The sequence below is a fragment of the Streptomyces sp. NPDC014764 genome (assembly GCF_043082785.1).
Taxonomy (GTDB): Bacteria; Actinomycetota; Actinomycetes; order Streptomycetales; family Streptomycetaceae; genus Streptomyces; species Streptomyces althioticus.
On the sequence record NZ_JBIBXY010000002.1, the window covers coordinates 479,600 to 502,299 of the forward strand.

The window sequence follows — 22,700 nt, forward strand, 5'->3', positions numbered from 1 at the left end:
GTCACAGCGGGGCGGGCTCGCTTTCCAGCCGGGCGGCGAGGGACAGGTAGCGGGCGCGGCGGGTGACGGGGACCAGGCCGCGGATGAGGAGCTGCCACATCTCGGCGGTGCGGCGGGGCTGGCGGGTGGCGGGTTCGCGGGCGCGGCCGACGACCCGCGTGCCGACGAAGAAGCAGACCAGGGAGTGGGCGACGACGTCGATGTCGGCGTCCGGGTGGACGTCGGCCTCCTCGACGGCGGCGGCCAGCCGGGCCGAGACGATGTCGAGCCACTCGGTGAAGGGGTGGCAGAGCGGCGGGCGCGGCCGGGTGACGCCGGTGGCCAGCCGCAGCCCGGCCCGCAGCACGGGGTCCTCGGCGGACATCCGGGCCATGCAGAAGGTGAGGCGCATCAGCGCCTCCAGCGAGGTGCGGCCGCGGGCGCCGGTGTCGCGGGCGAGCCGGTGGCAGGTCGCGGACTGGAGTTCCAGGATGGCGTGGGCGAGGTCCTCCTTGGCGGCGAAGTGGAAGTACAGTGCCCCTTTTGTGACGCGGGCGTGCTCGACGATGTCGCTGAGACTGGTCGCTTCGTAGCCCTGCCGGTCGAACAGGTCGGCCGCGGCCGTGATGATCGTCGCGCGGGTCTTCTCGGCGCGCACCTGCCTTGCCATCGACTGCACTCCTGTAGCCGGAAAGCGACGGTTCATGCCGTTTGTTTCTAACGCCCTGTACACGATAACTCACCCTGCGCTGACGTTCATCACTCCGGTGGGCGGGCTCAGTTGAACACAACCGGCATACAGGGCGTACGCCGCGAGGTGAAACAGCACGCGGGGTATCCCTGTGCGCGCCCCTCCCTCACACTGTACGGAGCCTGCACTTCCGCTTCTTAGGCTCTCACGGTTCATCACAATGCGGCAGCGGCACCTCACTTCGCGTGGCTGTTCACTTGACGACCAGTGGTTCCACGCGGTTGGCTCCGGCCAGCGAGAGTCACCCGGACGGCCCCACCTCGCGGTGGCCCGGATCCGCCGGTGTCCCTCCACCGCACTTAGCTCTGCCGGCACAGCGAGGTCCACGCTCCTCATGAACACTCGTCCCCCGTCCCGCCGCCTCACCCGACGCCGGACCGCGGTCCTGGCGGCCGCGATCGGTCTGCTGGTGGCGGGCTGCTCCTCCTCCGGCGCGGACGAGGGGGAGGACGGCGCGGGCGCCGTGAGCGGCTCCGGGGACCTGCGGGTCGCGCTGGTCACCCACGGCAGCGAGGGCGACGAGTTCTGGGACCGGGTACGCAAGGGCGCCGAGTCCGCCGCCGCCAAGGACGGCATCGAACTGACCTACCTGAGCGACCCGGACGGGGCCGGACAGGCCGACCTGGTGCGCCGGGCCGTCCGCGACGGTGTCGACGGCATCGCGCTCACCCTGGCCAAGCCGCAGGCCATGAAGGGCCCCGTCAACGAGGCGCGGGCCGCGGACATCCCCGTGGTCGGCCTCAACTCCGGTGTGGACGCCTGGCAGAAGGCCGGACTGCTGACGTTCTTCGGCCAGGACGAGAGCCTGGCGGGCCGCGCGGTCGGCGAGAAGCTGAACCAGCTGAAGGCCGAGCACACGCTGTGCCTGGTGCACGAGCGGGGCAACGTCGGTCTCGAGGCCCGCTGCGCCGGCGTGAAGAAGACGTTCCGCGGCACGAGCGAGAACCTGTACGTGGACGGCACCGACGAGCGGGCCGTCTCCGGCATCCTCACGGCCAAGCTGCGCCAGGACCCCTCCATCGACCAGGTCGTCACCAACGGCGCCGACTTCGCGCTCCTGGCCGTGGACGCGGCGGCCGAGGCGGACAGCGGGGCGGAGGTGGCCACCTTCGACCTGAACGAGGACCTGGTGGACGCCGTGCGCGGCGGCAACGTCCGCTTCGCCGTCGACCAGCAGCCCTACCTCCAGGGCTACCTCGCCGTGGACGCCCTGTGGCTGTACCGGACCAACGGCAACGTCAGCGGCGGCGGGGCCGCGCCCGTCCTCACCGGGCCGGCGTTCGTCACGAAGACGAACGCGGACTCGGTCGCCGGGTTCGCCGCCGCCGGAACCCGCTGACGGCCGCCGTGCGTACCGTTCCCACCACCCGACAGCTCTAGGACCACGATGTCTCGACGGACAGGTGCCCGGCGCCGTCTCGGCTCCATACGCCTCTCGCTGATCCTGCTCGCCCTGGTGCCCTGCGTCACCCTCGCCGCACTGTGGGGCCTGACCACGATCCGCATGTTCTCCGAGGGTCTGGAGCTGCGGTCGCAGACCCAGCTGAGCCGGTCCACCGGCGCGATGGGCACGCACGCCGCGCTCGACCTCCAGCGGGAGCGGGCGCTCACCGCCGACTGGCTGGCCGGGCCGGACGGTTCACGCTCCGCGCTGGTCACCCAGCGGCGCGCCACCGACCGGTCCGTGGCACGGCTCATGGGGCAGGCCGACGCGATCGCCCAGGCGCCGGCGCGCATCTCGGACCGGCTGTACTCGGTGCTCGGCTCGGTGGGCAGCCTGGAGTACTACCGCGGCCAGATCGACGACCCGCGCGACATCACCGCCGAGGAGGCACTGGAGCAGTACACGTCGGTCATCGACGACCAGATCCACGCCTTCCAGGAGCTGTCCCAGGTCGACGACGGCGACCTCACCTCCCAGGCGCAGCCGCTGGTGGCGCTGGCGCACGCGGCGGAACTGGTGTCCCGGGAGGACGCGGTGCTCACCCTCGCCTGGCCGTCCGGGCGTCTGGAGGCCGAGCACCGGCAGGAGTTCGCCGAGCTGGTGCACACCCGGCGCTGGCTGGTCGCCGACCAGATCATGCCGGCGCTCACCGGCGACCTGAAGACGGAGACCGAGCGGATCCTGTCGAGCCCTCAGTGGCGCGCGCTGGAGGCGGTGGAGGACCAGGTGCTGGCCACCCCGGCCGAGGGGAAGGCCCAGGAGGTCGAACTGCCGGATCTGCGCGACCGGTGGGCCGACGCCATGGACAAGGTCGCCCCGCGGTACGACGCCATGATCCGGCAGCAGACCGACGCGCTGCTCACCCGCAGCGCCGACGAGGCGCGGAGCCTGCTGGTGACGGCCGCCTCGCTGAGCGCGGCGGGGCTGCTCGCGCTGCTGCTGTGCGTGACCCTGTCCTGGCGCATCACCCGCTCGCTGTCCCGCCGGCTGCGCGGTCTGCGGCTGGCCACCCTCGGCCTGGCCCAGGAGCGGCTGCCGGACGTGGTGGCCCGGCTGGAGCGCGGCGAGAAGGTCGACCCCGAGTCGGCGACCACGCCCCTCGACTACGGTCACGACGAACTCGGCCAGGTGGCACAGGCGTTCAACACCGCGCAGCGCACCGCCGTGCACACCGCCGTCGAACTCGCCGACACCCGGCGCGGCTTCCAGAAGATCATCCTGGGCATCGCGCGGCAGAGCCAGAACCTGGTCAATCTCCAGCTCAGCAAGCTCGACGCGCTGGAACGCCGGCACACCGACCCCGAGGTCCTCAAGGGCCTGTACGAACTCGACTCCGCCGCCAGCCAGTTGCGCCGGTACGAGGAGAACCTGGTCATCGTCAGCGGGGAGCGCCCCGGCCGCACCTGGAGCGAGCCGGTCGCGCTGATCGACATCCTGCGCAGCGCGGTGGGCGAGGTCGCCGAGTACCAGCGGGTGGAGGTGTTCGCCGACGAGGAGGTGTCGCTCGCTCCGCCCGCGGTGGCCGACGTGATCCATCTGCTCGCCGAGCTGATCGACAACGCGACGGCGTACTCGCCCGCGCCGAGCCCCGTCACGGTGCGGACGTCGATGGTCGCCAAGGGCCTCGCCGTCGAGGTCGAGGACCGGGGGCTCGGCATGTCCGAGGAGGACTACGCCTCCCTCAACGCCCACCTGGCCGAGCCCCCGCAGTTCGACGTGGTGGCCCTCGCCGACGACCTGCGGCTCGGCATGTTCGTGATCTCCCAGCTCGCGCACCGCCACGGCATCACGGTCACCCTGCGTCCGTCGCCGTACGGCGGGACGACGGCGATCGTGCTCGTCCCGCACGAGGTGGTCGTCGTGACCGACGAGCCGTCGGACGCGACGCGCGGGTCGTCCGCGGCCGAGGACGCCCCGGTCGAGAACGCCTCCCCGCAGGACGCCTCGTCCCCCCTGCGTCCCCTCCCGGCCCGGGACCGCTCGGGCGCCGCGCGCAAGACCGCCGCGGACGCCGCCGGGCCGGCGCCGGACGGCTCCGGCGCTGCGGGCGCCACAGAGGCGGCGGAACGGTCCGGCGCGGAGGACGCCCTCACGGACCGGGACGACGCCACGGACGGGTCCGGGGCCGGCGGGAACGACGTGGGTCGCGCGGAGGCCGGTCCCGCAGCCGCGCGAGCCGGCTCCCGTCCCCCGCGGGGCGTTTCCGGCTCGGCACGGGCGGCAGCCGCGCCCGCGGACGGAGACACCGCGGCGCCACGGACCGCCTCCGCGACCCCGCCGCGCGGCGCCGGCACCCCGCACAGGCCCGCCGCGCCCGAACCGAACGGCAGCGGCGTCGCCCGCAAGGGCGGCCTCGCCCCGCTCCCCCGGCGCGTGCCGCAGACCAGCCTCGCCGCCGAGCTGCTCGATGACCCCTCCGCCGAGGAGCCGTGCGACGACGAGTTCACCGCCGAGCACGCCGCCTCCTCCCTGGCCTGCTTCCAGCAGGGCACGTTCCGGGCGCGGGACGCCGTCGGCGACGTGCCCGAGGACGGGCCGCCCCGCGTGCCCGCGCCCGCCTCCGGGCACCCGACCCCGACCGCTGACCGCTGACCGCCGACGAAGGAACACCGCCATGACACGCCCCCTGCCCGCCACCCACACCCAGCTGGACCAGCTGCTGACCGGACTCGTGGAACGGGTCGCCGACGTGAACCAGGCCGTGGTGCTCTCCGAGGACGGCCTGGTGGTCTCCAAGTCCACCGGCTTCCTGCGCGACGACGCCGAGCGTCTGGCCGCGACGGCGTCCGGTCTGATGAGCCTGAGCAAGGGCGTCAGCATGGACTTCCGCGGCGGCCCGGTGCGCCAGGCGCTCATCGAGATGGCGCACAGCTACCTGATCCTCACCTCGGCGGGACCCGGCGCCCATCTGGTGGTGCTGACCGGCCCGAAGGCGGACGTCGGCGTGGTCGCGTACCAGATGAACATGCTGGTGAAGAAGATCGGCGAGCACCTCAGCGCGGCCCCGCGGGACGCCAGCGGCCCCGCCGAAGACCCAGGCGTGTGAGGTGGGCGGGAGCGACCCTTCGGGCCGGCTGGTACGGCCGTTCACCCTGACCGGGGGCCGCACCCGGCCGAGCCGCGCCGACTTCACGCTCATCACGACGGTGACGACGGCCGACCCGCAGCCCGAGACGGCCGCCCGGCCCCAGCCCGAGCACATGCGGATCCTTCGGCTGTGCGCCCGTCCGATGGCGGTCGCCGAGCTGGCCGCGCGGCTCGACCTGCCGGTGAGCGTGGTCGTCATCATGCTCTGCGACCTGCTGGAGGCGGGCCGGATCACCGTCCGTCCCCCGCGTCCCGTCACCACCCCGGATCCGGACCTGCTGCAGAAAGTGAGGGAAGGCCTTGGCCGGCTCTGACACCGACGCCCGGGCGTCCGCCGACGGCGGCGCGCCCGACACGGTCAAGATCCTGATCGCCGGCGGTTTCGGCGTGGGCAAGACGACCATGGTCGGCTCGGTCAGCGAGATCAGGCCGCTGCGCACCGAGGAGCCGCTGACCATGGCGGGCCTGGACGTCGACGACCTGGACGGCGTCGAGGAGAAACGTGTCACCACGGTGGCCATGGACTTCGGCCGGATCACCGTGTCCGACGACCTGGTGCTGTACCTGTTCGGCACGCCGGGGCAGCAGCGGTTCTGGTTCATGTGGAACGACCTGGCCCACGGCGCGCTGGGCGCGGTGGTCCTGGTCGACGTGCGGCGGCCGAAGTCGAGTTTCGCCGCGATCGACTTCTTCGAGCGGCGGGGCATCCCGTTCGTGGTGGCCGTCAACGGCTTCCACGGCGAGCACCCTTACCCGGTGGAGGACATACGGGAGGCGCTGGCGCTGCCGGCGGAGGTGCCGGTGCTGCTGTGCGACGCGCGGGAGCGGGAGTCCTCGCGGGACGTGCTGATCGCGCTGATCGACCTGCTGATCGCGCAGGCGGCGGCCGCCGCCGGATGAGCCCGCGGGGTGCGGCGGACCGATCCGCCGCACCCCGTGACGGGCCTCAGAGGAGACCGGCGGACTTCAGCCAGGCCTTGGCGACGTCCAGCGGGTCCTTCTTCTCCAGCTGCACCTCGGCGTCCAGGTCGAGCAGCGTCTCGGTGTCCAGCTTCGCGGAGACCGCGTTCAGCGCCTCGACGCCCTCCTGCGGCAGCCCGTCCTTGCGCACCAGCGGGGTGACGTTGGCGTACCCGAAGAGGTTCTCCGGGTCCTTCAGGACGACGAACTTCTCCTTGACGATGGTCGGGTCCGTGGTGAACACGTCCGCCGCCTGGACCTCGTTCTGCGCGAGGGCCGCCTGGGTCAGGGGGCCGCCCGCGTCCAGCGCCTTGAAGGACTTGAACTTCAGCCCGTAGACCGCCTCGAGGCCCTTGAGGCCCTGCTGCCGGGTCTGGAACTCGGGCGAGCCGCCGATCACCAGCTCGGGCGCGGCTTCCTTCAGGTCGGCGAGCGTGGACTCGGCGGTGAGGCCGTACTTCTTCGCCGTCGCCGCGTTGAGGGCGACCGAGTCCTTGTCCTCGGCGGGCGAGGACTCCAGCAGGGTGAGCTGCTTGTCCAGCTTCGCCTTGACGGCCTCGTTGACCGCGTCGGCGGAGGTCTGCTCGGCCTTGTCGTCGAGGTAGGCGAGGAGGGAGCCGTTGTACTCCGGAAGAACCGTCACCGAGCCGTTCTTCATCAGGCCGTAGGTGGTCTCACGGCTTCCGATGTTGTGCTTGTAGGAGACCTTGAGGCCCTTGGCGCGCAACGCCTCGCCGTAGATGTCGGCGAGCAGGGTGGACTCGGCGAAGTTGTTCGAGCCGACGACGACCGTGCCCGCCTCGGCCTTGTCACCGTCCAGCGGGTTGTCGGAGGTGTCCCCGGAGGAACATCCGGTGAGCAGCGCCGCCGCGGCGGCGAGCGCGACCGCCGCCGCCCCGTGGTGCCTCGTCCTCGATCTGCTGCTCTTCGCCGTAGAAGTCATTCACCGATCCAATCCAGCCGTCTCACGCCCGGTCAAGAACGTCAGGGTCACATTTGTCGTACAACTGATCGAATGTCAGCGGCGGCGCACTCCGGGCGACACCGCGAACCGCTCCACGGCCCAGAACAGCGCGAGCGTGATCAGCGCGAGCACCGCCACCAGCGTCGCCCCGCCGACGACCTTCTCGTAGTTCCGCTGGAAGAGACCGTCGATCACGTACCGGCCCAGCCCGCCGAGGCTGACGTAGGCGGCGATCGTGGCCGTGGACACGATCTGGACGGCGGCGGACCGCAGGCCGCTGAGGATCAGCGGGAGCGCCACCGGCACCTCGACCCGGAACAGGATCCCGGGCTCGGGCATGCCCATCCCGCGGGCCGCGTCGACGGGGGCGGGATCCACGGTGCGGATCGCCTCGTACGTGGTCACCAGGATGGGCGGCACGGCGAGCACGACCAGCGGGATCATCACCGGCAGCAGGCCGAAGCCGATGAGCAGCACGGAGAGCACCAGCAGGCCGAAACTGGGCAGGGCGCGGGCGGCGTTGGCGACGACCGCGATCGCGTTGCCGCCGCGTCCGGTGTGCCCGGTCAGCAGTCCGACGGGCAGACCGATCGCCGCGGCGACCGCGAGGGCCAGCAGGGTGTACTGGACGTGCTCCAGGAAGCGGGACGGGATGCCGTCGTAGCCGTGCCAGTGCGCGCTGTCGCTGAAGAACGCCTGGACGAAGTTGAGGACGTTCACCGGGCGGCGCCCTTCGTGAGGATTTCCTCGCTCGAGGCGGCGGTCCGTTCCCGTCCGGAGCGGGGCATCCACGGGGTCAGCGCACGGCGCAGGGCGACCAGCGCGGCGTCGCACAGGACCGCCAGGACCGCCGTCGTCAGCACGGCGTTCGCCGCGAGTTCGGGCCGGTCGTACTTCTGCGCGGCGGCCATCAGATTGCCGAGGGCGCCCTGGTTGCCGATCAGGGCGCCGACGCTCACCAGGGAGATGCTGGACGCGGTGGCGACCCGCAGGCCCGCGACGATCGCGGGCGCGGCGATCGGCAACTGCACCTGGAGATACCGCCGTACGGGACCGAAGCCCATCGCGGTGGCGGCGGAGAGGGTCTCGTCCGGCACCGAGCGCACGCCGTCGGCGACCGCCGGCACCAGCACCACCAGGCTGTAGAGGGCCAGCGGGATCATCACGGTCAGCTCGGTCTGGCCCGTGTAGTCGATGAGTACGACGAAGAACGCCAGGGACGGCACCGCGTAGAGCACGGTCGTCACGCCGAGCACGGGCGGGTACAGCCAGCGGAACCGGTTGCACAGCAGCGCCAGCGGCAGGGCGAGCAGCAGGCCCGCGGCCACCGGCAGCAGCGCCTCGCGCAGATGCACCCCGATCAGGCCGGCCCAGCTGTGCTGGAGGTCACTGGGGATGTCGAAGAAGCCGCTCATCCGGCGACCTTCTCGTCCTCGCCGCGCTCCGCGTCCGCGTCCGCGTCCGGCGCAGCCCGCGTGTGCGCGGCGCGGACGGCCTCACCGATGGTCTGCTGGGAGACCACGCCGGTCACCCTGCCGTCCGCGTCGACGGCGACGGCCCAGCCGGTGGGCGAGAGGACCGCGCAGTCCAGCGCGACCCGCAGCGAGTCCCTGCCGGGCCGGAACGGACGCCCGTACGACAGCAGCCGGTCGCCGGCGCTCCCCCGCTCCCGCCAGCCGAGCGGGCGGCCGTCGGCGTCGGTCACCAGCAGGTACGGCGCGTCGGCGGCGGCGAGGCGTTCGGCGGGCGCGTCGGCCGGGACGACCGCGTCGGTGGTCAGCTCCAGCGCGTCCGAGGTGAAGAAGGACAGCCGGCGGATGCCGCGGTCGGCGCCGAGGAAGTCCTCGACGAAGGCGTCGGCGGGGTTCGACAGGAGTTCGGCGGGCGGCGCGTACTGGGCGAGCCGGCCGCCCTCGCGCAGCACGGCGACCATGGTGCCGAGCTTGATGGCCTCGTCGATGTCGTGGGTGACGAAGACGATGGTCTTGCCCAGTTCGTCCTGCAGGCGCAGCAGTTCGTCCTGGAGGCCCTTGCGCACCACCGGGTCGACGGCCGAGAACGGCTCGTCCATCAGCAGCACCGGCGGGTCCGCGGCGAGCGCCCGCGCCACCCCGACGCGCTGCTGCTGGCCGCCGGACAGCTGGTACGGGTACCGGCCGGCCAGGGAGGCGTCGAGCCCCACCCGCTCCATCAGCTCCGCCGCCCGCTCCCGGGCGCGCTGCTTGCCCCAGCCGAGCATGCGGGGCACGGTCGCGATGTTGTCGGCGATGGTGCGGTGCTGGAAGAGGCCCGCGTTCTGGATGACGTAGCCCATGGAGCGGCGCAGGGTCGTGACCGGCTGCCGCTGGACGTCCTCGCCGTCGAGGAGGATCGTGCCCTCGGTGGGCTCGACCATCCGGTTGATCATGCGCAGGGTGGTCGTCTTGCCGCAGCCCGAGGGGCCGACGAGGACGGTGATCGAGCGGTCGGGGATCTCCAGCGACAGCCGGTCGACCGCCACCGTGCCGTCCGGGTACCGCTTTGTGACTGAGTCGATCCGTATCAAGACGCCGCTTGCCCTTCGGGTGGCAGAAGATGGTCGGCCGAGGTCACCCGCGCCGTGTGCCGGTCGAGTGTAGACGTCGGCACCGACGAGGCCCCGGGAAGATTCACGGGACCCCGGCGTCGGGGCGGCCGGGGGCCACGCCGCCACCTGCCCGGATCCCGGCGCGCCAAACCACCCGCCGCGACCTGACGGCATTCCGGACGCCTTCCGCTTTCCTGTCGGTTCGCTGTCGATCAGGTCCCGGTCGTGCAGCGGCCCCGGGCGGGAGGGGTGCGGTGGCGCAGTATGGGCGGGTGGACAGAGTGCGACTGCTCGTGGTGGACGACGACCCTCCGATAGCCGACCTGGTGGCGACGGTCGCCCGGTACGAGGGGTGGGAGGCGGTCACCGCCCACACCGGGGAGGAGGCGCTGCGCCGCGCGGACGCGTTCCGCCCGGACATCGTGGTGCTCGACGTGATGCTGCCGGACGTCGACGGGTTCGGCGTGCTGGACGGGCTGCGCCGCTCCGGACGGATGGTGCCGGTGGTGTTCCTCACCGCGCGGGACGGGGTCGCCGACCGGGTGGCGGGACTGACCCGGGGCGGGGACGACTACCTGGTCAAGCCGTTCGCGGTCGAGGAGCTGATGGCGCGGCTGCGGACGGTGCTGCGGCGCAGCACGGGCCCGGACTTCCCCCGGTCGGTGCTGCGCGTGGGCGATCTGACGATGGACGAGGACACCCGGGAGGTGCGGCGCGGGGAGCATCTGCTGGCGCTCACCCCGACCGAGTACGAGGTGCTGCGCTACCTGATGCGCCGCTCCCCCACCGTGCTGACGAAGGCGCAGATCCTCGACCATGTGTGGGAGTACGGCTTCGGCGGCCGGTCCAACGTGGTGGAGCTGGTGGTCAGCCGGCTGCGGCGCAAGCTGGACGCCACCGGCGCGCCGCTGATCCGCACCGTGCGAGGCTTCGGGTACGTGATCCGGCAGGCGGGCGAGTGAGGGCCGCCGCCCGGCGGCTGCGGGACACCTACCGGCGGATGCGGCTCGGCACCCGCCTGGCGCTGGGCCTCGGGGTGCTGTCGCTCGCGGTGTTCGCGGTCGTCGGCACGGCGCTCACCGCCTACATGCGGGACTACCTGGAGCAGCAGCTCGGCGAGCAGCTGAAGCTCATCCAGACCGTGCAGGCCAAGGACGCGGCGGCGCACGGCACGGTACGGCGCAAGCCGTACTACGGCTGGTACACGGCGGTGTACGACGTCAGCGGCGACTCGGTCTCGCTGCGCCGGCCGGCCGACGTGCCCGACGACACCCGGCCGCTGTCCGAACTCGCGGGGGCGATGGCGCACTCCGACACCGAGCTGATGCGCACCGCGAGGATCGACGGGGAGGGCACCTACCGGCTGCGGGGCTGCGAGGTGGAGCCGGGGGTGGTGCTGGTGAGCGCGGCCCCGGTGGAGGACGTGGAGAAGACCGTCGAACGGCTGGTCACCGTGCAGGTGGTGGTGTTCGCGCTGGCGCTGACGGCGCTGGTGGTGTTCGGGCGGCGGATGCTGCGGCGCGGGCTGAAGCCGCTGAGCGACATGGCGCACACCGCGCACGGCATCACCTCGCACGACCTGACCGAGGCGGCGGCCCGGCTGCCGCTGCGCGCGGACGGACGCGACGGCGGACGCGAAGTGGCGGAGCTGCGCACGGCGTTCAACACGATGCTGGAACACATCGACGACTCCCTCGCGGTCCGCGCGGAGGCGGAGCTGCGGCTGCGCCGCTTCGTCGCGGACGCCTCGCACGAACTGCGCACCCCGCTGATGTCGGTGCGCGGCTACGCGGACCTCTTCCAGTACGCCGCCGCGAACGAACCCGCCGAGCGGGAGAAGCACCTGGCGCGGCTGCGGGCCGAGGCGGCGCGGATGGGCGTCCTGCTGGACGACCTGCTGCTGCTCGCCCGGCTGGACGCGGCCGAGGTGGAGGCGCCGCTGCGGACGGCCGACACCGACCTGACGGAGCTGGTGCAGCAGGCGGCGGACGCGTTCCGCGCGGGCCGCCCCACCCATCCGCTCACGGTGACCACCCGCACCGACGGCCGGCCGGTCCTGCGCCTCGACCCGCAGCGGATACGGCAGGTGCTGGACAACCTGCTCGCCAACGCGGCCGTGCACACCCCGCCCGGCACCGCGGTGTCCGTCGAGCTCGACGCCACCGCCGGCACGGTCCTGGTGCGGGTCGCCGACGCGGGCCCGGGCATACCGGCGGACCACCGGGACCGGGTCTTCGACCGCTTCTACCGCGTCGACAAGGCCCGCACCCGCGACCGCGGCGGCAGCGGGCTCGGTCTGGCGGTCGCCCGCTCCCTGGTCCGCGCCCACGGCGGCGACATCGGCCTGACGAGCCGGCCGGGGGCGACGGTGTTCACCGTCCGCCTGCCGTACCGGGGTCTTACGGAGGTGTGACGTGCCGGTCGCGCGGCCGCTCCAGGCGCGGTCAGGGGCTTAGCGTGACGTCATGCGTGTGCTGGTCACCGGCGGTGCCGGTTTCATCGGATCCCATGTCGTCACGGCGCTGCGGACGCGCGGGCACGAACCCGTCGTCCTCGACGTCCGCACCGACCCGGCGGCGGACGTCCGCGCGCCGGACGCGGTGCGGGCCGCCCTCCACGGCGTGGACGCGGTCTGCCACCAGGCGGCCATGGTCGGCCTCGGCACCGGCTTCGCCGACGCCCCCGAGTACGTCTCCCGCAACGACCTCGGCACGGCCGTCCTGCTGACCGCGATGGCCGACGCGGGCGTACGGCGGCTGGTGCTGGCGGGGTCGATGGTGGTGTACGGCGAGGGCCGCTACGAGTGTCCCGAGCACGGCGTCGTACGGCCGGGCCCGCGCGCCGAGAAGGATCTGGCGGCCGGACGCTTCGAACCCCCGTGCCCGGTGTGCGGGGCCGCCCTCGCCCCGGGACCGGTCGCCGAGGACGCCCCCGCCGACCCGCGCAACGTGTACGCCACGACCAAGCTGGCGCAGGAACACCTGGCCGCGGCGTGGGCGCGCGCGACGGGCGGCTCGGCGGTGTCGCTGCGCTACCACAACGTGTACGGGCCGGGCATGCCCCGGGACACCCCGTACGCCGGGGTCGCGTCCTTCTTCCGCTCCGCCCTGGCCCGCGGCGAGGCTCCGCGCGTCTTCGAGGACGGCAACCAGCGGCGGGACTTCGTCCACGTCCGGGACGTGGCCTCGGCCAACGTGGCAGCCCTGGAGGCGGACCCGCCCGTCGGCGCCCTCACCCCGTACAACACGGGCAGCGGCACACCGCACACGGTCGGCGAGATGGCCCAGGCCCTGGCCGACGCCCACGGCGGCCCGTCCCCCGTCGTCACCGGCGACTACCGTCTGGGCGACGTCCGCCACATCACGGCGGACTCCACCCGCCTGCGGGCGGACCTCGGCTGGAAGCCGGACATCACCTTCGAGGAAGGAATGAGGGAATTCGCAAGCGCCCCGTAGGGGCGCGGGGAACTGCGCACTCAACCCCCACCGGCCCGCGGATAACCCACAACCCCAACCCCCACCCCCCCAGGGGCGCGGGGAACTGCGCACTCAACCCCCACCGACCCGCGGTGAACCACAACCCCGACCCCCCGAAAAAACAACCCCTCACCCCGCCAGAGGCAACGTCACCTCGAACCGACACCCCCCGTCGACATTCCGCACATCCGCCCTCCCCCGATGCGCCTCCACGATCCCCCGCACAATGGCCAGCCCCAACCCCGCCCCCGCCGGAGGCGTCCTCGCATCGCTCCCCCGCCACCCCGTGTCGAACACCCTGGGCAGATCCTCCTCGGGAATCCCCCCGCACCCGTCCGTGACGGACAGCACCACCCCCTCCCCCGCCCGCCGCGCGGACACGGCCACCGTCCCGTCCGCCGGCGTCCGCCGAATCGCGTTCACCAGCAGATTCCCCAGCACCCGGCTCATCTCCCGCCCGTCCACCTCCACCGGCACAGGCTCCACCCCGTCCCCGACGAGCCGAACCCCGTGCTCGCGCGCGAGCGGATCCGCGCCCGCGAGGGCGTCACCGACGAGGTCGTACACACTCATCCGCGCCGGTGACAGCGACAGCGCCCCCGCGTGGATGCGGGACAGCTCGAAGAGGTCCCCGACCATCTCGTTGAGCCGCTCCACCTCCGTGCGGATCTGCCGGAGGTAGCGGTCGGGCTCGGCGGCCACCCCGTCCTCCAGCGCCTCGGCCATGGCGCGCAGCCCGGCGAGCGGGGTCCGCAGGTCGTGCGAGATCCAGGCGACGAGCTCACGCCGCGAGGACTCCAGGGCCCGTTCCCGGTTCCGGGACTCCGCGAGCTTCGCACTCGTGGCCTCCAGCTCCCGGCTCAGTGCGGCGAACTCGGCGGTAGCCGGCCCGTCCGGAGCGGCGAAGTTCCCGCCGTCCCCGAACGACCGGGCGGCCAGGGCGAGTTCACGGCTCCGGGCGACGACCCACCGCCCCAGCAGCAACGCGGTGACGAGCGAGACGACCGCGGCCATGGCCACGACGGTCGTCACCACGCTCAGATCGTGCGGTGACAGGAACATCGCGCGGGCGACGGCCAGCGTCCCCGCCAGCATCGCCGAGACCGCGACGGCGGCGACGACCGCCATGTGCGCGGTCAGCGACCGCCGGCGGATCAGCAGCAGGACGCCCGCGCCGAGCACCCCGGCCGTGGTGGCGCCGAGGAACGCGAACAGGGCGATGAGCAGAGCGTCGCGCACCGGCTCCTCACGCCTCCTCGGTCGTCGTGGGGTCGAAGCGGTAGCCGACGCCCCACACGGTGCGGATGAGCCGGGGCCGCGCCGGGTCGTCCTCGACCTTGCCGCGCAGCCGCCGTACGTGGACGGTCACGGTGGACAGGTCGCCGAAGTCCCAGCCCCACACGTCCCGCATCAGCTCCTCCCGCGCGAACGCCCGCCCGGGGTGGGCGAGGAAGAACGCGAGCAGGTCGAACTCCCGCACGGTCAGAGCAAGTTCCACGCCGTTCTTCACGGCTCTCCGGGCCTCCGGATCAACGGTGAGGCCGGCGGCCCGCAGCACACCGGGGCCGGAGCCGTCGCCGGACGGGTCCGCTGCCGGCCGCACGCGCCGCAGCACCGAGCCCACCCGCAGCACCAGCTCACGCGGGCTGAAGGGCTTGGTGACGTAGTCGTCGGCCCCGACCTCCAGGCCCAGGATCCGGTCGTCCTCGTCACCGCGCGCGGTGAGCATGATGACCGGCACCGGCCCCTGCCCGCGCATCCTGCGGCACACCTCGAGGCCGTCCATGCCGGGCAGCATGAGGTCCAGCACGACCAGGTCGGGCCGGTGGGCGGCGGCGCGGGCGAGGGCGTCGGGGCCGTCGCCGGCCCGGTCGACGACGTACCCGGCACGGTCGAGGTAGCCCGTGACGATCTCGGCGACGGTGGGGTCGTCGTCGACGACGAGGACCCGGGCTCCGGCCCCGCCGCCGGTGGGTGGCTGCTCCATGCGGTCCAGCCTCGCACTCCGCGCGCGCGAACCGGCCGGGGCGGGGGCCGACGTCCGAGTTTCGTAAGAAGCCGATGCCCGGTATGCCCGTTTCGCGTTCGTAGGGTGAGAGCCGTGACCACCTCCCCCTCTTCCCCGGAACCACCGCCGGACGGGCCTGCCCCGTCCGTGGACGTCGTCCTGCCGTGTCTCGACGAGGCCGCGGCGTTGCCGTGGGTGCTGCGCCGGATCCCGCCCGGCTGGCGGGCACTCGTCGTCGACAACGGCTCCACCGACGGCTCCGACCGCGTCGCCCGCGAGCTCGGCGCCACGGTCGTGCGCGAGGCGCGGCGCGGCTTCGGCGCCGCCTGCCACGCCGGTCTGACCGCCGCCACGGCCGAGATCGTCTGCTTCTGCGACTGCGACGCCTCGCTGGACCCGTCGGACCTGGTGCCGTTCGTCGACGAGATCCGCTCGGGCGCCGCCGACCTGGTGCTGGGCCGGCGCCGCCCGCAGGGGCGGGGCGCCTGGCCGCCGCACGCCCGCGCGGGCAACGCGGCCCTCTCCCTGCTGCTGCGCCGCCGTACCGGACTGCGGCTGCGCGACCTGGGCCCGCTGCGGGCGGCCCGGCGCGAGGAACTGTTCGCGCTGGACCTGACCGACCGGCGCAGCGGCTACCCGCTGGAGATGGTGGTGCGCGCCGCCGACGCCGGGTGGCGGATCACCGAGCACGACGTGCCGTACACCCCGCGCACCGGCGCCTCCAAGGTGACCGGCACCTGGCGCGGCACCTACCAGGCCGTACGGGACATGAGCCGGGTGCTCCAGGAGCCGCCCGCGCGCGAGGGGGTGACGCCGTGACGGCGCCGGAGGTGACGCTGCTGGTCATCGCGAAGGAGCCGCGGCCGGGCCGGGTGAAGACCAGGCTGACCCCGCCGTTCACCCCGGAGGAGGCGGCGGCGCTCGCGGAGGCCGCGCTCGCCGACACCCTCGACGCGGTGGCGCGCACGCCCGCGCGACGCCGGGTGCTGGTGCTGGACGGGACGCCGGGGGCGTGGCTGCCGGCCGGTGTCGAGGTCGTGCCGCAGTGCCCGGGCGGCCTCGACGAGCGGCTGGCCGACGCGTTCGCCGGGTGCGACGGGCCCGCCCTGCTCGTCGGCATGGACACCCCGCAGGTGACGCCGGAGCTGCTGACGGTGGACTTCGCGGACTGCGACGCCTGGTTCGGCCCGGCCGCGGACGGCGGCTTCTGGGCGCTGGGCCTGGCCGACCCCGACCCGGACCTGCTGCGCGGGGTGCCCATGTCGACGCCCCACACGGGTGCCGCCCAGCGGCGGCGGCTGGACGGGCTGCGGGTACGGGACCTGCCGCCGCTGCGGGACGTGGACACGGCTCAGGACGCCGCAGCCGTCGCGGACGCGGCGCCTGACGGACGGTTCGCCGCGCGGCTGGCCCTGCTGACGGGGGCCCGCCGGTGAACGGGGCACGCGCGACGGCCACGCCCCCGCTCGGCCCCCAGCGCACCTCCGCCCGTCCGCTCCCGGCCGCCGACCCCGCCTGGTCGGCCGACCCTTACGCCGACGCGCTGCACGCCGGGCGGGGCCCGCTGTTCCTGCGCCGCACCGACGGCTGGCTGCTGCCGCTGGACGTGGAACGCTGGTGCGCGGAGCCGGACCCGGCCGACCTCGACGTGCTGGGGCGTTGCGAGGGCGCGGTGCTGGACGTGGGCTGCGGACCCGGCCGGCTGGTGGCCGCGCTCGGCGCGCAGGGGCGCCGGGCGCTCGGCATCGACGTCAGCGACGCGGCGGTGGCGCACACCGTCCGGCGCGGCGGACGGGCGCTGCGGGCCTCGGTGTTCGAGCCGCTGCCCGGCACCGGACGCTGGGGCACGGCGCTGCTGATGGACGGCAACATCGGCATCGGGGGCGACCCGGCCGCGCTGCTGCACCGGATGGCGGGGGTGCTGACGGCGGGCGGGCTGCTGCTCGCCGAGACGGTCCCGTACCCGGACGTCGACGAACGCGTCACCGTGCGGGTCACCGGCCCCCACGACACCCCCGGCGTCCCCTTCCCCTGGGCCCGCCTCGGCACCCCGGCGCTGCTGCGCTGCGCGCGGGAGTGCGGGTGGCGCGCGGCGGACCGGTGGTCCACGGACGGCCGCACCTTCGTCGCCCTTCGGGCGCCCGCGACAGGTAGCGCCGACTGACCGGCGGTCGGAGGGCGGGCCGTTCACCGCGGCCCGCCCTCCGGCGTACGCGGGACCGCTGGACCCGCCCCGCACGTCGTCCGCACGGGGCGGGGGCGCGGGGCGGGGGCGCGGGGCGGGGGCGCGGGGCGGGGGCGCGGGGCGGGGGCGGGCGGGCCCCACCGTGCCGCCCGCCCCCGCCTGACGCCTCTGTCCCCTCATTCCCCCGTCTCCGGCCGCCGCCTCCCCGCCCGCATCGCGAACAGCACCGCCGAACCGCCGAACAGCGCCGCCGTGATCAGCAGCCAGCGGGCCGCGAAGCCGTCGGCGGAGAGGGCGGTGACGGCCGCGTACCGCTCCGCCACCCGGCCGGAGATCAGCGGGAACCAGACGAGCAGCAGCAGTCCGGAGAGGGCGGCCGGGACGCGGACGTGGTTCACCCAGGCCGCGCGTCCGGCCGTGACGGTGATCAGGGCTCGGTCGGCCGCCGCGTACAGCGGCAGCAGCACCAGGTCGTGGATCAGCGCCGCGCCCACGAACCACACGGTGATCATCAGCCAGTCGCCGTCGAGCAGCCGCACGCCCGCGTACGCGCACAGGGCGAACGAGCACAGCAGCACCAGCAGGTGGAAAGGGCTGCCCGGCACGGGCCGGGGGATCCGCTTGGCCACGGAACCTCTCCTCACAGTTCGCCGAAGGTCAGGCGCGTGACCCACTTGGTGTTGAGCACGCCGGGCGCGGCCGGGACGATGACGCGGGCCGGATAGCCGTGGTCCGGGGTCAGGTCCGCGCCGTTGACGGCCAGGGCCAGCAGGGAACGCCCGTCGGCGACCTGACCGGCGCTCAGCGCGGCGTGCCGCCAGGTGCCGCGCAGCTGCAGCGACTCCACGAACACGTCGGCCGGTTCGTCGTGGCCCACCAGCGCGGCGAGGTCCCGCAGCCGTACGCCCCGCCACGCCTGGTCGGAGGTGGACCAGCCCTCGACGCAGGCGATGGGCAGATCGGCGTCGTGCTGGTCCATGGCGAGCAGGTCGGCCCTGCTCAGCCGTACGGTGCCGGTGCGGCCGGTGACGGTCAGCCGCCAGGCCTCCTCGGTGGTCTCGTCGGGGCGGATCCCGGCGTACTCGGCCGTCTTGTTGACCTGGAAGGCGCCGGGGCCGCTGCCCGGTTCGGGGCCGCCGTGCGGGGTGAGGACGGCGGTCTGGCGCAGCGGCCCGTCGAAGCTGCGACCGGCGGAGGTCGCGACGAGCAGCAGCGAGCCCCCGCCGACCAGGCCGAGCGCCCCCCGCCGGGACACGGTCGGCGGGGCGGGTCGCGCCGCGGTCAGCTCCTCGTCCGGCTCCTCGCCCTCCCCACTCCGCATGCGCCGCAGGTTGCGGAAGGCGGCCGGCGACTTGAGCACCACGTGCGCGAGGAACGCGCCGAAGAACACCCACGCGCCGTAGAAGTGCAGGGGGTAGAACGAGCCCGGGAAGATGTAGTCCAGCTGGATGTTGAGGATGCCGGTGACGAACTGGAACAGCGCGCCGCCGACCAGCAGGATCAGCGAGATCCGTTCCAGGGCGTGGGTGACGGAGCGGGCCGGCGGCAGGGTGAACAGCTTCGGCACGACCGACCACAGCTTGGCCAGCAGCACCGGCACGAGCCCCAGGCCGAGGGTGACGTGGACACCCTGGGTGAGCCGGTAGAGCCACGGCGGGTCGGTGGGCCAGGAGAACAGGTAGAAGCCGAGGATCCCCTTGCCGGGGGTGCGGTCGTTCACCGGCGACAGATCCGGGTTGTACGCCGCGTACGACACCAGGCCCGTCACGAACAGGATCGTGATGCCGGCGAGCAGCACCACGCCGAGCACCGAGGTGAACCACGTGCCGCGCAGCGGACTGCGCCAGAAGTCGGGCGAGAAGGGGCCGCGCGGGAGGCGGCCGGGGAGGGAAGACCGTGCCATGTGCCGACGGTAGGTCGGCGCGGCGCCCGTAAGGGGCCCGCAACCGATGACGAAACGCTGACGTCGCCGCTCGTCAGCCGCTTGCCGCAGGCCGGGGGGCCTAGCGTGTGACGTCGTGAAGCGCACTCCTTCCCGCACCGGTCTCCCCGGCCCGGCCGTCCGCGCCCGCGGGTCGCGGCGCGACGGGTACGCCGTCGCCGTCGCCGCGGCGCTGGTCCTGACCGCCGCCCTGGTCGGCACGCATCTGCAGAACCGCTACGGCACCCTGCGTGTCGGCTGGCCGCCGATCGTGGGCGGCTGGATGCCGCACGTCGGCCCGGGCACCCCGGCCGCGATCGTGGTCGCCGTGACGGTCGTGGCGTACGGTCCTTCGCTCGCCTCCCGGCTGCGTTGGCGGCCGCTGCTGCTCGCCGTGTGGGGCGGGGCGCTCGCCTGGACATGGTCGCTGGCCCTGGTCGACGGCTGGCAGCGGGGCGTCGCCGGACGGCTGACCACCCGCCACGAGTACCTCCAGGTGATCGACCGGTTCCACGACATCCCGGCGACCCTGCGGGACTTCCACGCGCACATCCTCATCGGCGCCCCCGACAACTGGCCGGCGCACGTGGCGGGACACCCGCCGGGCGCCACCCTCACCTTCGTGCTGCTGGACCGGATCGGTCTGGGCGGTGGCGCGTGGGCCGGGGCGTTCGTCGTCACGGCCGGCACCACGGCGGCCGTCGCCGTCCTGGTCACCGTGCGGCGGCTGGCGGGCGAGGACCTCGCCCGCCGGGCGGCGCCCTTCCTCGTCCTCGCCCCCGCCGCGATCTGGGCGGGCACCTCCGCCGACGGCTGGTTCGCGGCGGTCGCCGCGTGGGCGCTCGCCCTGCTGTCCCTCGCCGTCACCGGCCGCCGCCCGGTCTGGACGGGCCTCGGCGCCGGGCTGCTGTTCGGACTGACGGTGTACCTGTCGTACGGGCTCACCCTGATCGCGGTGACCGCCGCCGCCGTCCTGCTGCTGGGCACGCTGCGGCTGCGGCCGCTGCTGTACGCGGCCGCCGGGTTCCTGGTGGCGCCGGTTGTGTTCACGGCGCTCGGCTTCGACTGGTGGGAGGCGTACCGGCTGCTGGTGACCCGCTACTACCAGGGCGCGGGCGGTGTCCGCCCGTACGGCTACTGGGTGTGGGCGAACCTGGCGTGCACGGTGCTGATGGTGGGCCCCGCGACGGTGGCGGGGCTGCGCCGGGGCGGCGCGGAGCTGTGGAGAACCGGCCGTGCGGCCGTCCTCCGGGATCCGGCGGCCCGGCTCGCGCTGCTGGTGGGGTCCGCGCTGCTGGCTCTGCTGGTCGCGGACCTGTCCGGGATGAGCAAGGCGGAGACGGAGCGGATCTGGCTGCCGTTCGCCCTGTGGCTGCTGCCGGCCTGTTCCTTTCTGCCCGGTCCGCGCGGCTGGCTCGCCGGGCAGGCGGCCCTGGCCCTGCTCCTCAACCATCTGGTGCTGACCGGGTGGTGAGGAGCGGGCCCCGGCCAGGGGTCAGGACCCGGCGGGACGCAGCTTCAGCGAGATGCTGTTGATGCAGTACCGCTGGTCCGTGGGCGTCGGGTAGCCCTCGCCCTCGAAGACGTGCCCGAGGTGCGAGCCGCAGCGGGCACAGCGCACCTCGGTGCGCACCATGCCGTGCGAGCGGTCGGCGACCAGCTCGACGGCGTCGGTGTCCTTCGGGTCGAAGAACGACGGCCAGCCGCAGTGCGACTCGAACTTGGTGTCGGAGGTGAACAGCTCGGCGCCGCAGGCACGGCAGGCGTAGACGCCCTCGGTCTTGGTGTCGGTGTACTCACCGGTGAAGGCCGGTTCGGTCGCCGCCTGGCGCAGAACCGCGTACTCGGACGGCGACAGCTCCGCGCGCCACTGCTCGTCCGGCTTCTCCACGTCGTACGGCATGAGGTTCCAGCCCCTTAGTTCGACAGACGGTCCAGGATGCGCGGGCCGAGGTCGGTGACGTCGCCCGCTCCCATGGTGAGAACCAGATCGCCGGCCTTCGCCATTCCCGCGACCGCCGCGGGGATCTCCGCCGCGTCGTGGACGGCCGTCACGTCCGCTCCGGCCGAGCGGGCCGCCTCGATGATCAGCTCGCTGGTGACGCCGGGGATCGGGTCCTCACGGGCCGGGTAGATGTCGAGCACCAGCGAGGCGTCGGCGAGGGCGAGGGCCTGGCCCATCTCCTTGCCCAGCTCGCGGGTGCGGGAGAAGAGGTGGGGCTGGAAGACGACGAGGATGCGGGCGTCCCCGGCGGCGGAGCGCATCGCCTCCAGGTCCGCGGTCATCTCGGTGGGGTGGTGCGCGTAGGAGTCGATCACCTGGACGCCGGCCGCCTCGCCCTTGAGCTGCAGGCGGCGCTTGACGCCGGTGTACGCGGCCAGTGCGGGGGCCAGCTCGGCGGCCGGCACGCCCAGCGCGACCCCGGCGGCGAGGGCGGCGACCGCGTTGTGCGCGTAGTGCCTGCCGGGGACCGACACGGTGAAGGTGAGCGGGGCGCCGTCCAGCTCGACGGTCACCTCGCTCTTCAGCCCCTGCGGGACGACCGACAGCACCTTCACGTCGGCGTCCGCGGACTCGCCGTACGTCACGGTCCGCACCGAGCCGTCCAGGCGGCGGGTCAGCTCGCGGGCGCCCTCGTGGTCCGCGGAGATCACCAGGGTGCCGCCGGGGACGATCCGGCCGACGAACGTCTCGAAGGACTCGTGGATCTCCTCCATCGACGCGTAGTTCGCGTGGTGGTCCAGCTCCACGTTGAGGATGATCGCGACCTCGGGCGCGTACTTGTGGAAGCTGCGGTCGGACTCGTCGGCCTCGGCGACGAAGATCTCGCCCGCGCCGTGCAGTGCGTTGGAGCCGGGGGCGTCGAGGTCGCCGCCGATGGCGTACGACGGCTCGCGGCCCAGCTCGGTGAGGGCGACCGCCAGCATGGAGGTGGTGGTGGTCTTGCCGTGGGTCCCGGCCACCGCGATCGGGCGCAGGCCGTCCATCAGGGCGGCGAGGGCGTCGGAGCGGTGCACCACGGGGACGCCCAGCTCGGCGGCGCGCAGCAGCTCGGGGTTGTCCTCGCGGATCGCGGAGGAGACCACCACGCAGCTGGCGTCGTCGGCGAGGTGCCCGGCGGCGTGGCCGATGTGCACGGTGGCGCCCAGGCCGCGCAGCGCCTCGGCGGTGGCCGAGTCCTTGGCGTCGCTCCCGGCCACCGCGGCGCCCCGCTGGGCGAGGATCTTGGCGATGCCCGACATCCCGGCGCCGCCGATGCCGATGAAGTGCGGTCGGTCCATGGCGGTAGGAAGGCCGGGTGCCATGCGTGTTCTCCCAGTGGTGCGACGAGCGGGACGACGGTCTTCGCGCCCTCGCG

At 73.8% G+C, this 22,700-nt stretch carries 23 protein-coding genes; 12 read left to right on the plus strand and 11 right to left on the minus strand.

Annotated elements, in window-relative coordinates; all coding sequences use genetic code 11:
* Position 1: 1 nt before the first annotated feature.
* Positions 2 to 649, minus strand: a complete 648-nt coding sequence (locus ACF1AG_RS07255) for a ScbR family autoregulator-binding transcription factor (protein WP_391809442.1) — start codon at positions 647 to 649, stop codon at positions 2 to 4.
* Positions 650 to 1,064: 415 nt separating this feature from the next.
* On the opposite strand from ACF1AG_RS07255, the gene ACF1AG_RS07260 reads away from it, so the two are divergent.
* The 5 genes from ACF1AG_RS07260 to ACF1AG_RS07280 are packed head-to-tail and all read left to right on the plus strand — an operon-like array spanning position 1,065 to position 6,161.
* Entirely contained in the window at positions 1,065 to 2,069 is a 1,005-nt protein-coding gene (locus ACF1AG_RS07260) for a substrate-binding domain-containing protein (RefSeq protein ID WP_391809443.1), read from the plus strand.
* A gap of 48 nt (positions 2,070 to 2,117) precedes the next feature.
* Positions 2,118 to 4,766 (plus strand): nitrate- and nitrite sensing domain-containing protein, encoded by a 2,649-nt coding sequence (locus ACF1AG_RS07265; RefSeq protein WP_391809444.1) that lies wholly within the window; start codon positions 2,118 to 2,120, stop codon positions 4,764 to 4,766.
* A 22-nt stretch (positions 4,767 to 4,788) separates the two neighbouring features.
* Entirely contained in the window at positions 4,789 to 5,220 is a 432-nt protein-coding gene (locus ACF1AG_RS07270; protein ID WP_359605917.1) for a roadblock/LC7 domain-containing protein, read from the plus strand.
* Position 5,221: 1 nt separating this feature from the next.
* Complete coding sequence (locus ACF1AG_RS07275) at positions 5,222 to 5,575, plus strand: DUF742 domain-containing protein (RefSeq protein ID WP_359605915.1); 354 nt, start codon at positions 5,222 to 5,224, stop codon at positions 5,573 to 5,575.
* Complete coding sequence (locus tag ACF1AG_RS07280; protein WP_359605913.1) at positions 5,562 to 6,161, plus strand: ATP/GTP-binding protein; 600 nt, start codon at positions 5,562 to 5,564, stop codon at positions 6,159 to 6,161. Before ACF1AG_RS07275 ends, ACF1AG_RS07280 begins: the two co-directional genes overlap by 14 nt.
* A 46-nt stretch (positions 6,162 to 6,207) precedes the next feature.
* On the opposite strand, the gene ACF1AG_RS07285 is transcribed toward ACF1AG_RS07280, so the two are convergent.
* The 4 genes from ACF1AG_RS07285 to ACF1AG_RS07300 form a co-directional block, all read right to left on the minus strand.
* Positions 6,208 to 7,164: an ABC transporter substrate-binding protein gene (locus tag ACF1AG_RS07285; protein WP_359605911.1), complete on the minus strand. Its 957-nt coding sequence runs from the start codon at positions 7,162 to 7,164 to the stop codon at positions 6,208 to 6,210.
* Positions 7,165 to 7,239: 75 nt separating this feature from the next.
* Positions 7,240 to 7,905, minus strand: coding sequence for an ABC transporter permease (locus ACF1AG_RS07290; RefSeq protein WP_387795434.1), 666 nt, complete (start codon positions 7,903 to 7,905; stop codon positions 7,240 to 7,242).
* Positions 7,902 to 8,600, minus strand: a complete 699-nt coding sequence (locus ACF1AG_RS07295) for an ABC transporter permease (protein ID WP_391809445.1) — start codon at positions 8,598 to 8,600, stop codon at positions 7,902 to 7,904. The genes ACF1AG_RS07290 and ACF1AG_RS07295 overlap by 4 nt, the downstream gene beginning before the upstream one ends.
* On the minus strand, positions 8,597 to 9,730 hold the full coding sequence (locus ACF1AG_RS07300) for an ABC transporter ATP-binding protein (RefSeq protein ID WP_391809446.1): 1,134 nt from the start codon (positions 9,728 to 9,730) through the stop codon (positions 8,597 to 8,599). The genes ACF1AG_RS07295 and ACF1AG_RS07300 overlap by 4 nt, the downstream gene beginning before the upstream one ends.
* 293 nt (positions 9,731 to 10,023) lie before the next feature.
* Between ACF1AG_RS07300 and ACF1AG_RS07305 the strand changes: the two genes are divergently transcribed.
* Genes ACF1AG_RS07305 through ACF1AG_RS07315 form a run of 3 tightly spaced genes read left to right on the plus strand, consistent with a single transcriptional unit; the run spans position 10,024 to position 13,206 of the window.
* A complete protein-coding gene (locus ACF1AG_RS07305) occupies positions 10,024 to 10,713 on the plus strand; it encodes a response regulator transcription factor (RefSeq protein WP_359605903.1) in 690 nt (229 codons plus the stop codon).
* Between the two features lie 38 nt (positions 10,714 to 10,751).
* Positions 10,752 to 12,164, plus strand: a complete 1,413-nt coding sequence (locus ACF1AG_RS07310; protein ID WP_359605929.1) for a HAMP domain-containing sensor histidine kinase — start codon at positions 10,752 to 10,754, stop codon at positions 12,162 to 12,164.
* 52 nt (positions 12,165 to 12,216) lie between these two features.
* The gene (locus tag ACF1AG_RS07315; protein ID WP_359605901.1) at positions 12,217 to 13,206 is read left to right on the plus strand and encodes an NAD-dependent epimerase/dehydratase family protein; all 990 of its coding nucleotides are present in this window, start codon (positions 12,217 to 12,219) and stop codon (positions 13,204 to 13,206) included.
* Positions 13,207 to 13,356: 150 nt separating this feature from the next.
* Here the strand turns inward: ACF1AG_RS07315 and ACF1AG_RS07320 are convergent, their stop codons facing one another.
* Together ACF1AG_RS07320 and ACF1AG_RS07325 are read right to left on the minus strand one after the other, a co-directional pair.
* A complete protein-coding gene (locus tag ACF1AG_RS07320) occupies positions 13,357 to 14,466 on the minus strand; it encodes a sensor histidine kinase (protein WP_391809447.1) in 1,110 nt (369 codons plus the stop codon).
* A gap of 7 nt (positions 14,467 to 14,473) precedes the next feature.
* Positions 14,474 to 15,214, minus strand: coding sequence for a response regulator transcription factor (locus ACF1AG_RS07325; RefSeq protein WP_359751322.1), 741 nt, complete (start codon positions 15,212 to 15,214; stop codon positions 14,474 to 14,476).
* A 105-nt stretch (positions 15,215 to 15,319) separates the two neighbouring features.
* Between ACF1AG_RS07325 and ACF1AG_RS07330 the strand changes: the two genes are divergently transcribed.
* Genes ACF1AG_RS07330 through ACF1AG_RS07340 form a run of 3 tightly spaced genes read left to right on the plus strand, consistent with a single transcriptional unit; the run spans position 15,320 to position 17,399 of the window.
* Complete coding sequence (locus ACF1AG_RS07330) at positions 15,320 to 16,054, plus strand: glycosyltransferase family 2 protein (RefSeq protein ID WP_391809448.1); 735 nt, start codon at positions 15,320 to 15,322, stop codon at positions 16,052 to 16,054.
* Positions 16,051 to 16,671 (plus strand): DUF2064 domain-containing protein, encoded by a 621-nt coding sequence (locus ACF1AG_RS07335; RefSeq protein ID WP_359607956.1) that lies wholly within the window; start codon positions 16,051 to 16,053, stop codon positions 16,669 to 16,671. Before ACF1AG_RS07330 ends, ACF1AG_RS07335 begins: the two co-directional genes overlap by 4 nt.
* On the plus strand, positions 16,668 to 17,399 hold the full coding sequence (locus ACF1AG_RS07340; protein ID WP_391809449.1) for a class I SAM-dependent methyltransferase: 732 nt from the start codon (positions 16,668 to 16,670) through the stop codon (positions 17,397 to 17,399). Before ACF1AG_RS07335 ends, ACF1AG_RS07340 begins: the two co-directional genes overlap by 4 nt.
* Positions 17,400 to 17,596: 197 nt before the next feature.
* On the opposite strand, the gene ACF1AG_RS07345 is transcribed toward ACF1AG_RS07340, so the two are convergent.
* Together ACF1AG_RS07345 and ACF1AG_RS07350 are read right to left on the minus strand one after the other, a co-directional pair.
* Positions 17,597 to 18,049 carry a hypothetical protein gene (locus tag ACF1AG_RS07345; RefSeq protein WP_359606899.1) on the minus strand — a complete coding sequence of 151 codons (453 nt, stop codon included), beginning with the start codon at positions 18,047 to 18,049 and terminating at the stop codon, positions 17,597 to 17,599.
* An 11-nt stretch (positions 18,050 to 18,060) separates the two neighbouring features.
* On the minus strand, positions 18,061 to 19,323 hold the full coding sequence (locus ACF1AG_RS07350) for a molybdopterin-dependent oxidoreductase (RefSeq protein WP_387795443.1): 1,263 nt from the start codon (positions 19,321 to 19,323) through the stop codon (positions 18,061 to 18,063).
* A 115-nt stretch (positions 19,324 to 19,438) separates the two neighbouring features.
* On the opposite strand from ACF1AG_RS07350, the gene ACF1AG_RS07355 reads away from it, so the two are divergent.
* Entirely contained in the window at positions 19,439 to 20,815 is a 1,377-nt protein-coding gene (locus ACF1AG_RS07355) for a hypothetical protein (RefSeq protein ID WP_391809450.1), read from the plus strand.
* A gap of 21 nt (positions 20,816 to 20,836) precedes the next feature.
* Here the strand turns inward: ACF1AG_RS07355 and msrB are convergent, their stop codons facing one another.
* Positions 20,837 to 21,244 carry a peptide-methionine (R)-S-oxide reductase MsrB gene (gene msrB / locus ACF1AG_RS07360; protein WP_359606905.1) on the minus strand — a complete coding sequence of 136 codons (408 nt, stop codon included), beginning with the start codon at positions 21,242 to 21,244 and terminating at the stop codon, positions 20,837 to 20,839.
* A gap of 14 nt (positions 21,245 to 21,258) precedes the next feature.
* A complete protein-coding gene (gene murC, locus ACF1AG_RS07365) occupies positions 21,259 to 22,647 on the minus strand; it encodes a UDP-N-acetylmuramate--L-alanine ligase (protein WP_359751311.1) in 1,389 nt (462 codons plus the stop codon).
* Positions 22,648 to 22,700: the final 53 nt, after the last annotated feature.

Excerpts from the sequence above, each read along its gene's own strand:
- ACF1AG_RS07255 (WP_391809442.1), bottom strand. The coding sequence starts at position 649 with ATGGCAAGGCAGGTGCGCGCCGAGAAGACCCGCGCGACGATCATCACG.
- ACF1AG_RS07260 (WP_391809443.1), top strand. The coding sequence starts at position 1,065 with ATGAACACTCGTCCCCCGTCCCGCCGCCTCACCCGACGCCGGACCGCG.
- ACF1AG_RS07265 (WP_391809444.1), top strand. The coding sequence starts at position 2,118 with ATGTCTCGACGGACAGGTGCCCGGCGCCGTCTCGGCTCCATACGCCTC.
- ACF1AG_RS07270 (WP_359605917.1), top strand. The coding sequence starts at position 4,789 with ATGACACGCCCCCTGCCCGCCACCCACACCCAGCTGGACCAGCTGCTG.
- ACF1AG_RS07285 (WP_359605911.1), bottom strand. The coding sequence starts at position 7,164 with ATGACTTCTACGGCGAAGAGCAGCAGATCGAGGACGAGGCACCACGGG.
- ACF1AG_RS07295 (WP_391809445.1), bottom strand. The coding sequence starts at position 8,600 with ATGAGCGGCTTCTTCGACATCCCCAGTGACCTCCAGCACAGCTGGGCC.
- ACF1AG_RS07310 (WP_359605929.1), top strand. The coding sequence starts at position 10,752 with ATGCGGCTCGGCACCCGCCTGGCGCTGGGCCTCGGGGTGCTGTCGCTC.
- ACF1AG_RS07315 (WP_359605901.1), top strand. The coding sequence starts at position 12,217 with ATGCGTGTGCTGGTCACCGGCGGTGCCGGTTTCATCGGATCCCATGTC.
- ACF1AG_RS07325 (WP_359751322.1), bottom strand. The coding sequence starts at position 15,214 with ATGGAGCAGCCACCCACCGGCGGCGGGGCCGGAGCCCGGGTCCTCGTC.
- ACF1AG_RS07350 (WP_387795443.1), bottom strand. The coding sequence starts at position 19,323 with ATGGCACGGTCTTCCCTCCCCGGCCGCCTCCCGCGCGGCCCCTTCTCG.
- msrB (WP_359606905.1), bottom strand. The coding sequence starts at position 21,244 with ATGCCGTACGACGTGGAGAAGCCGGACGAGCAGTGGCGCGCGGAGCTG.
- murC (WP_359751311.1), bottom strand. The coding sequence starts at position 22,647 with ATGGCACCCGGCCTTCCTACCGCCATGGACCGACCGCACTTCATCGGC.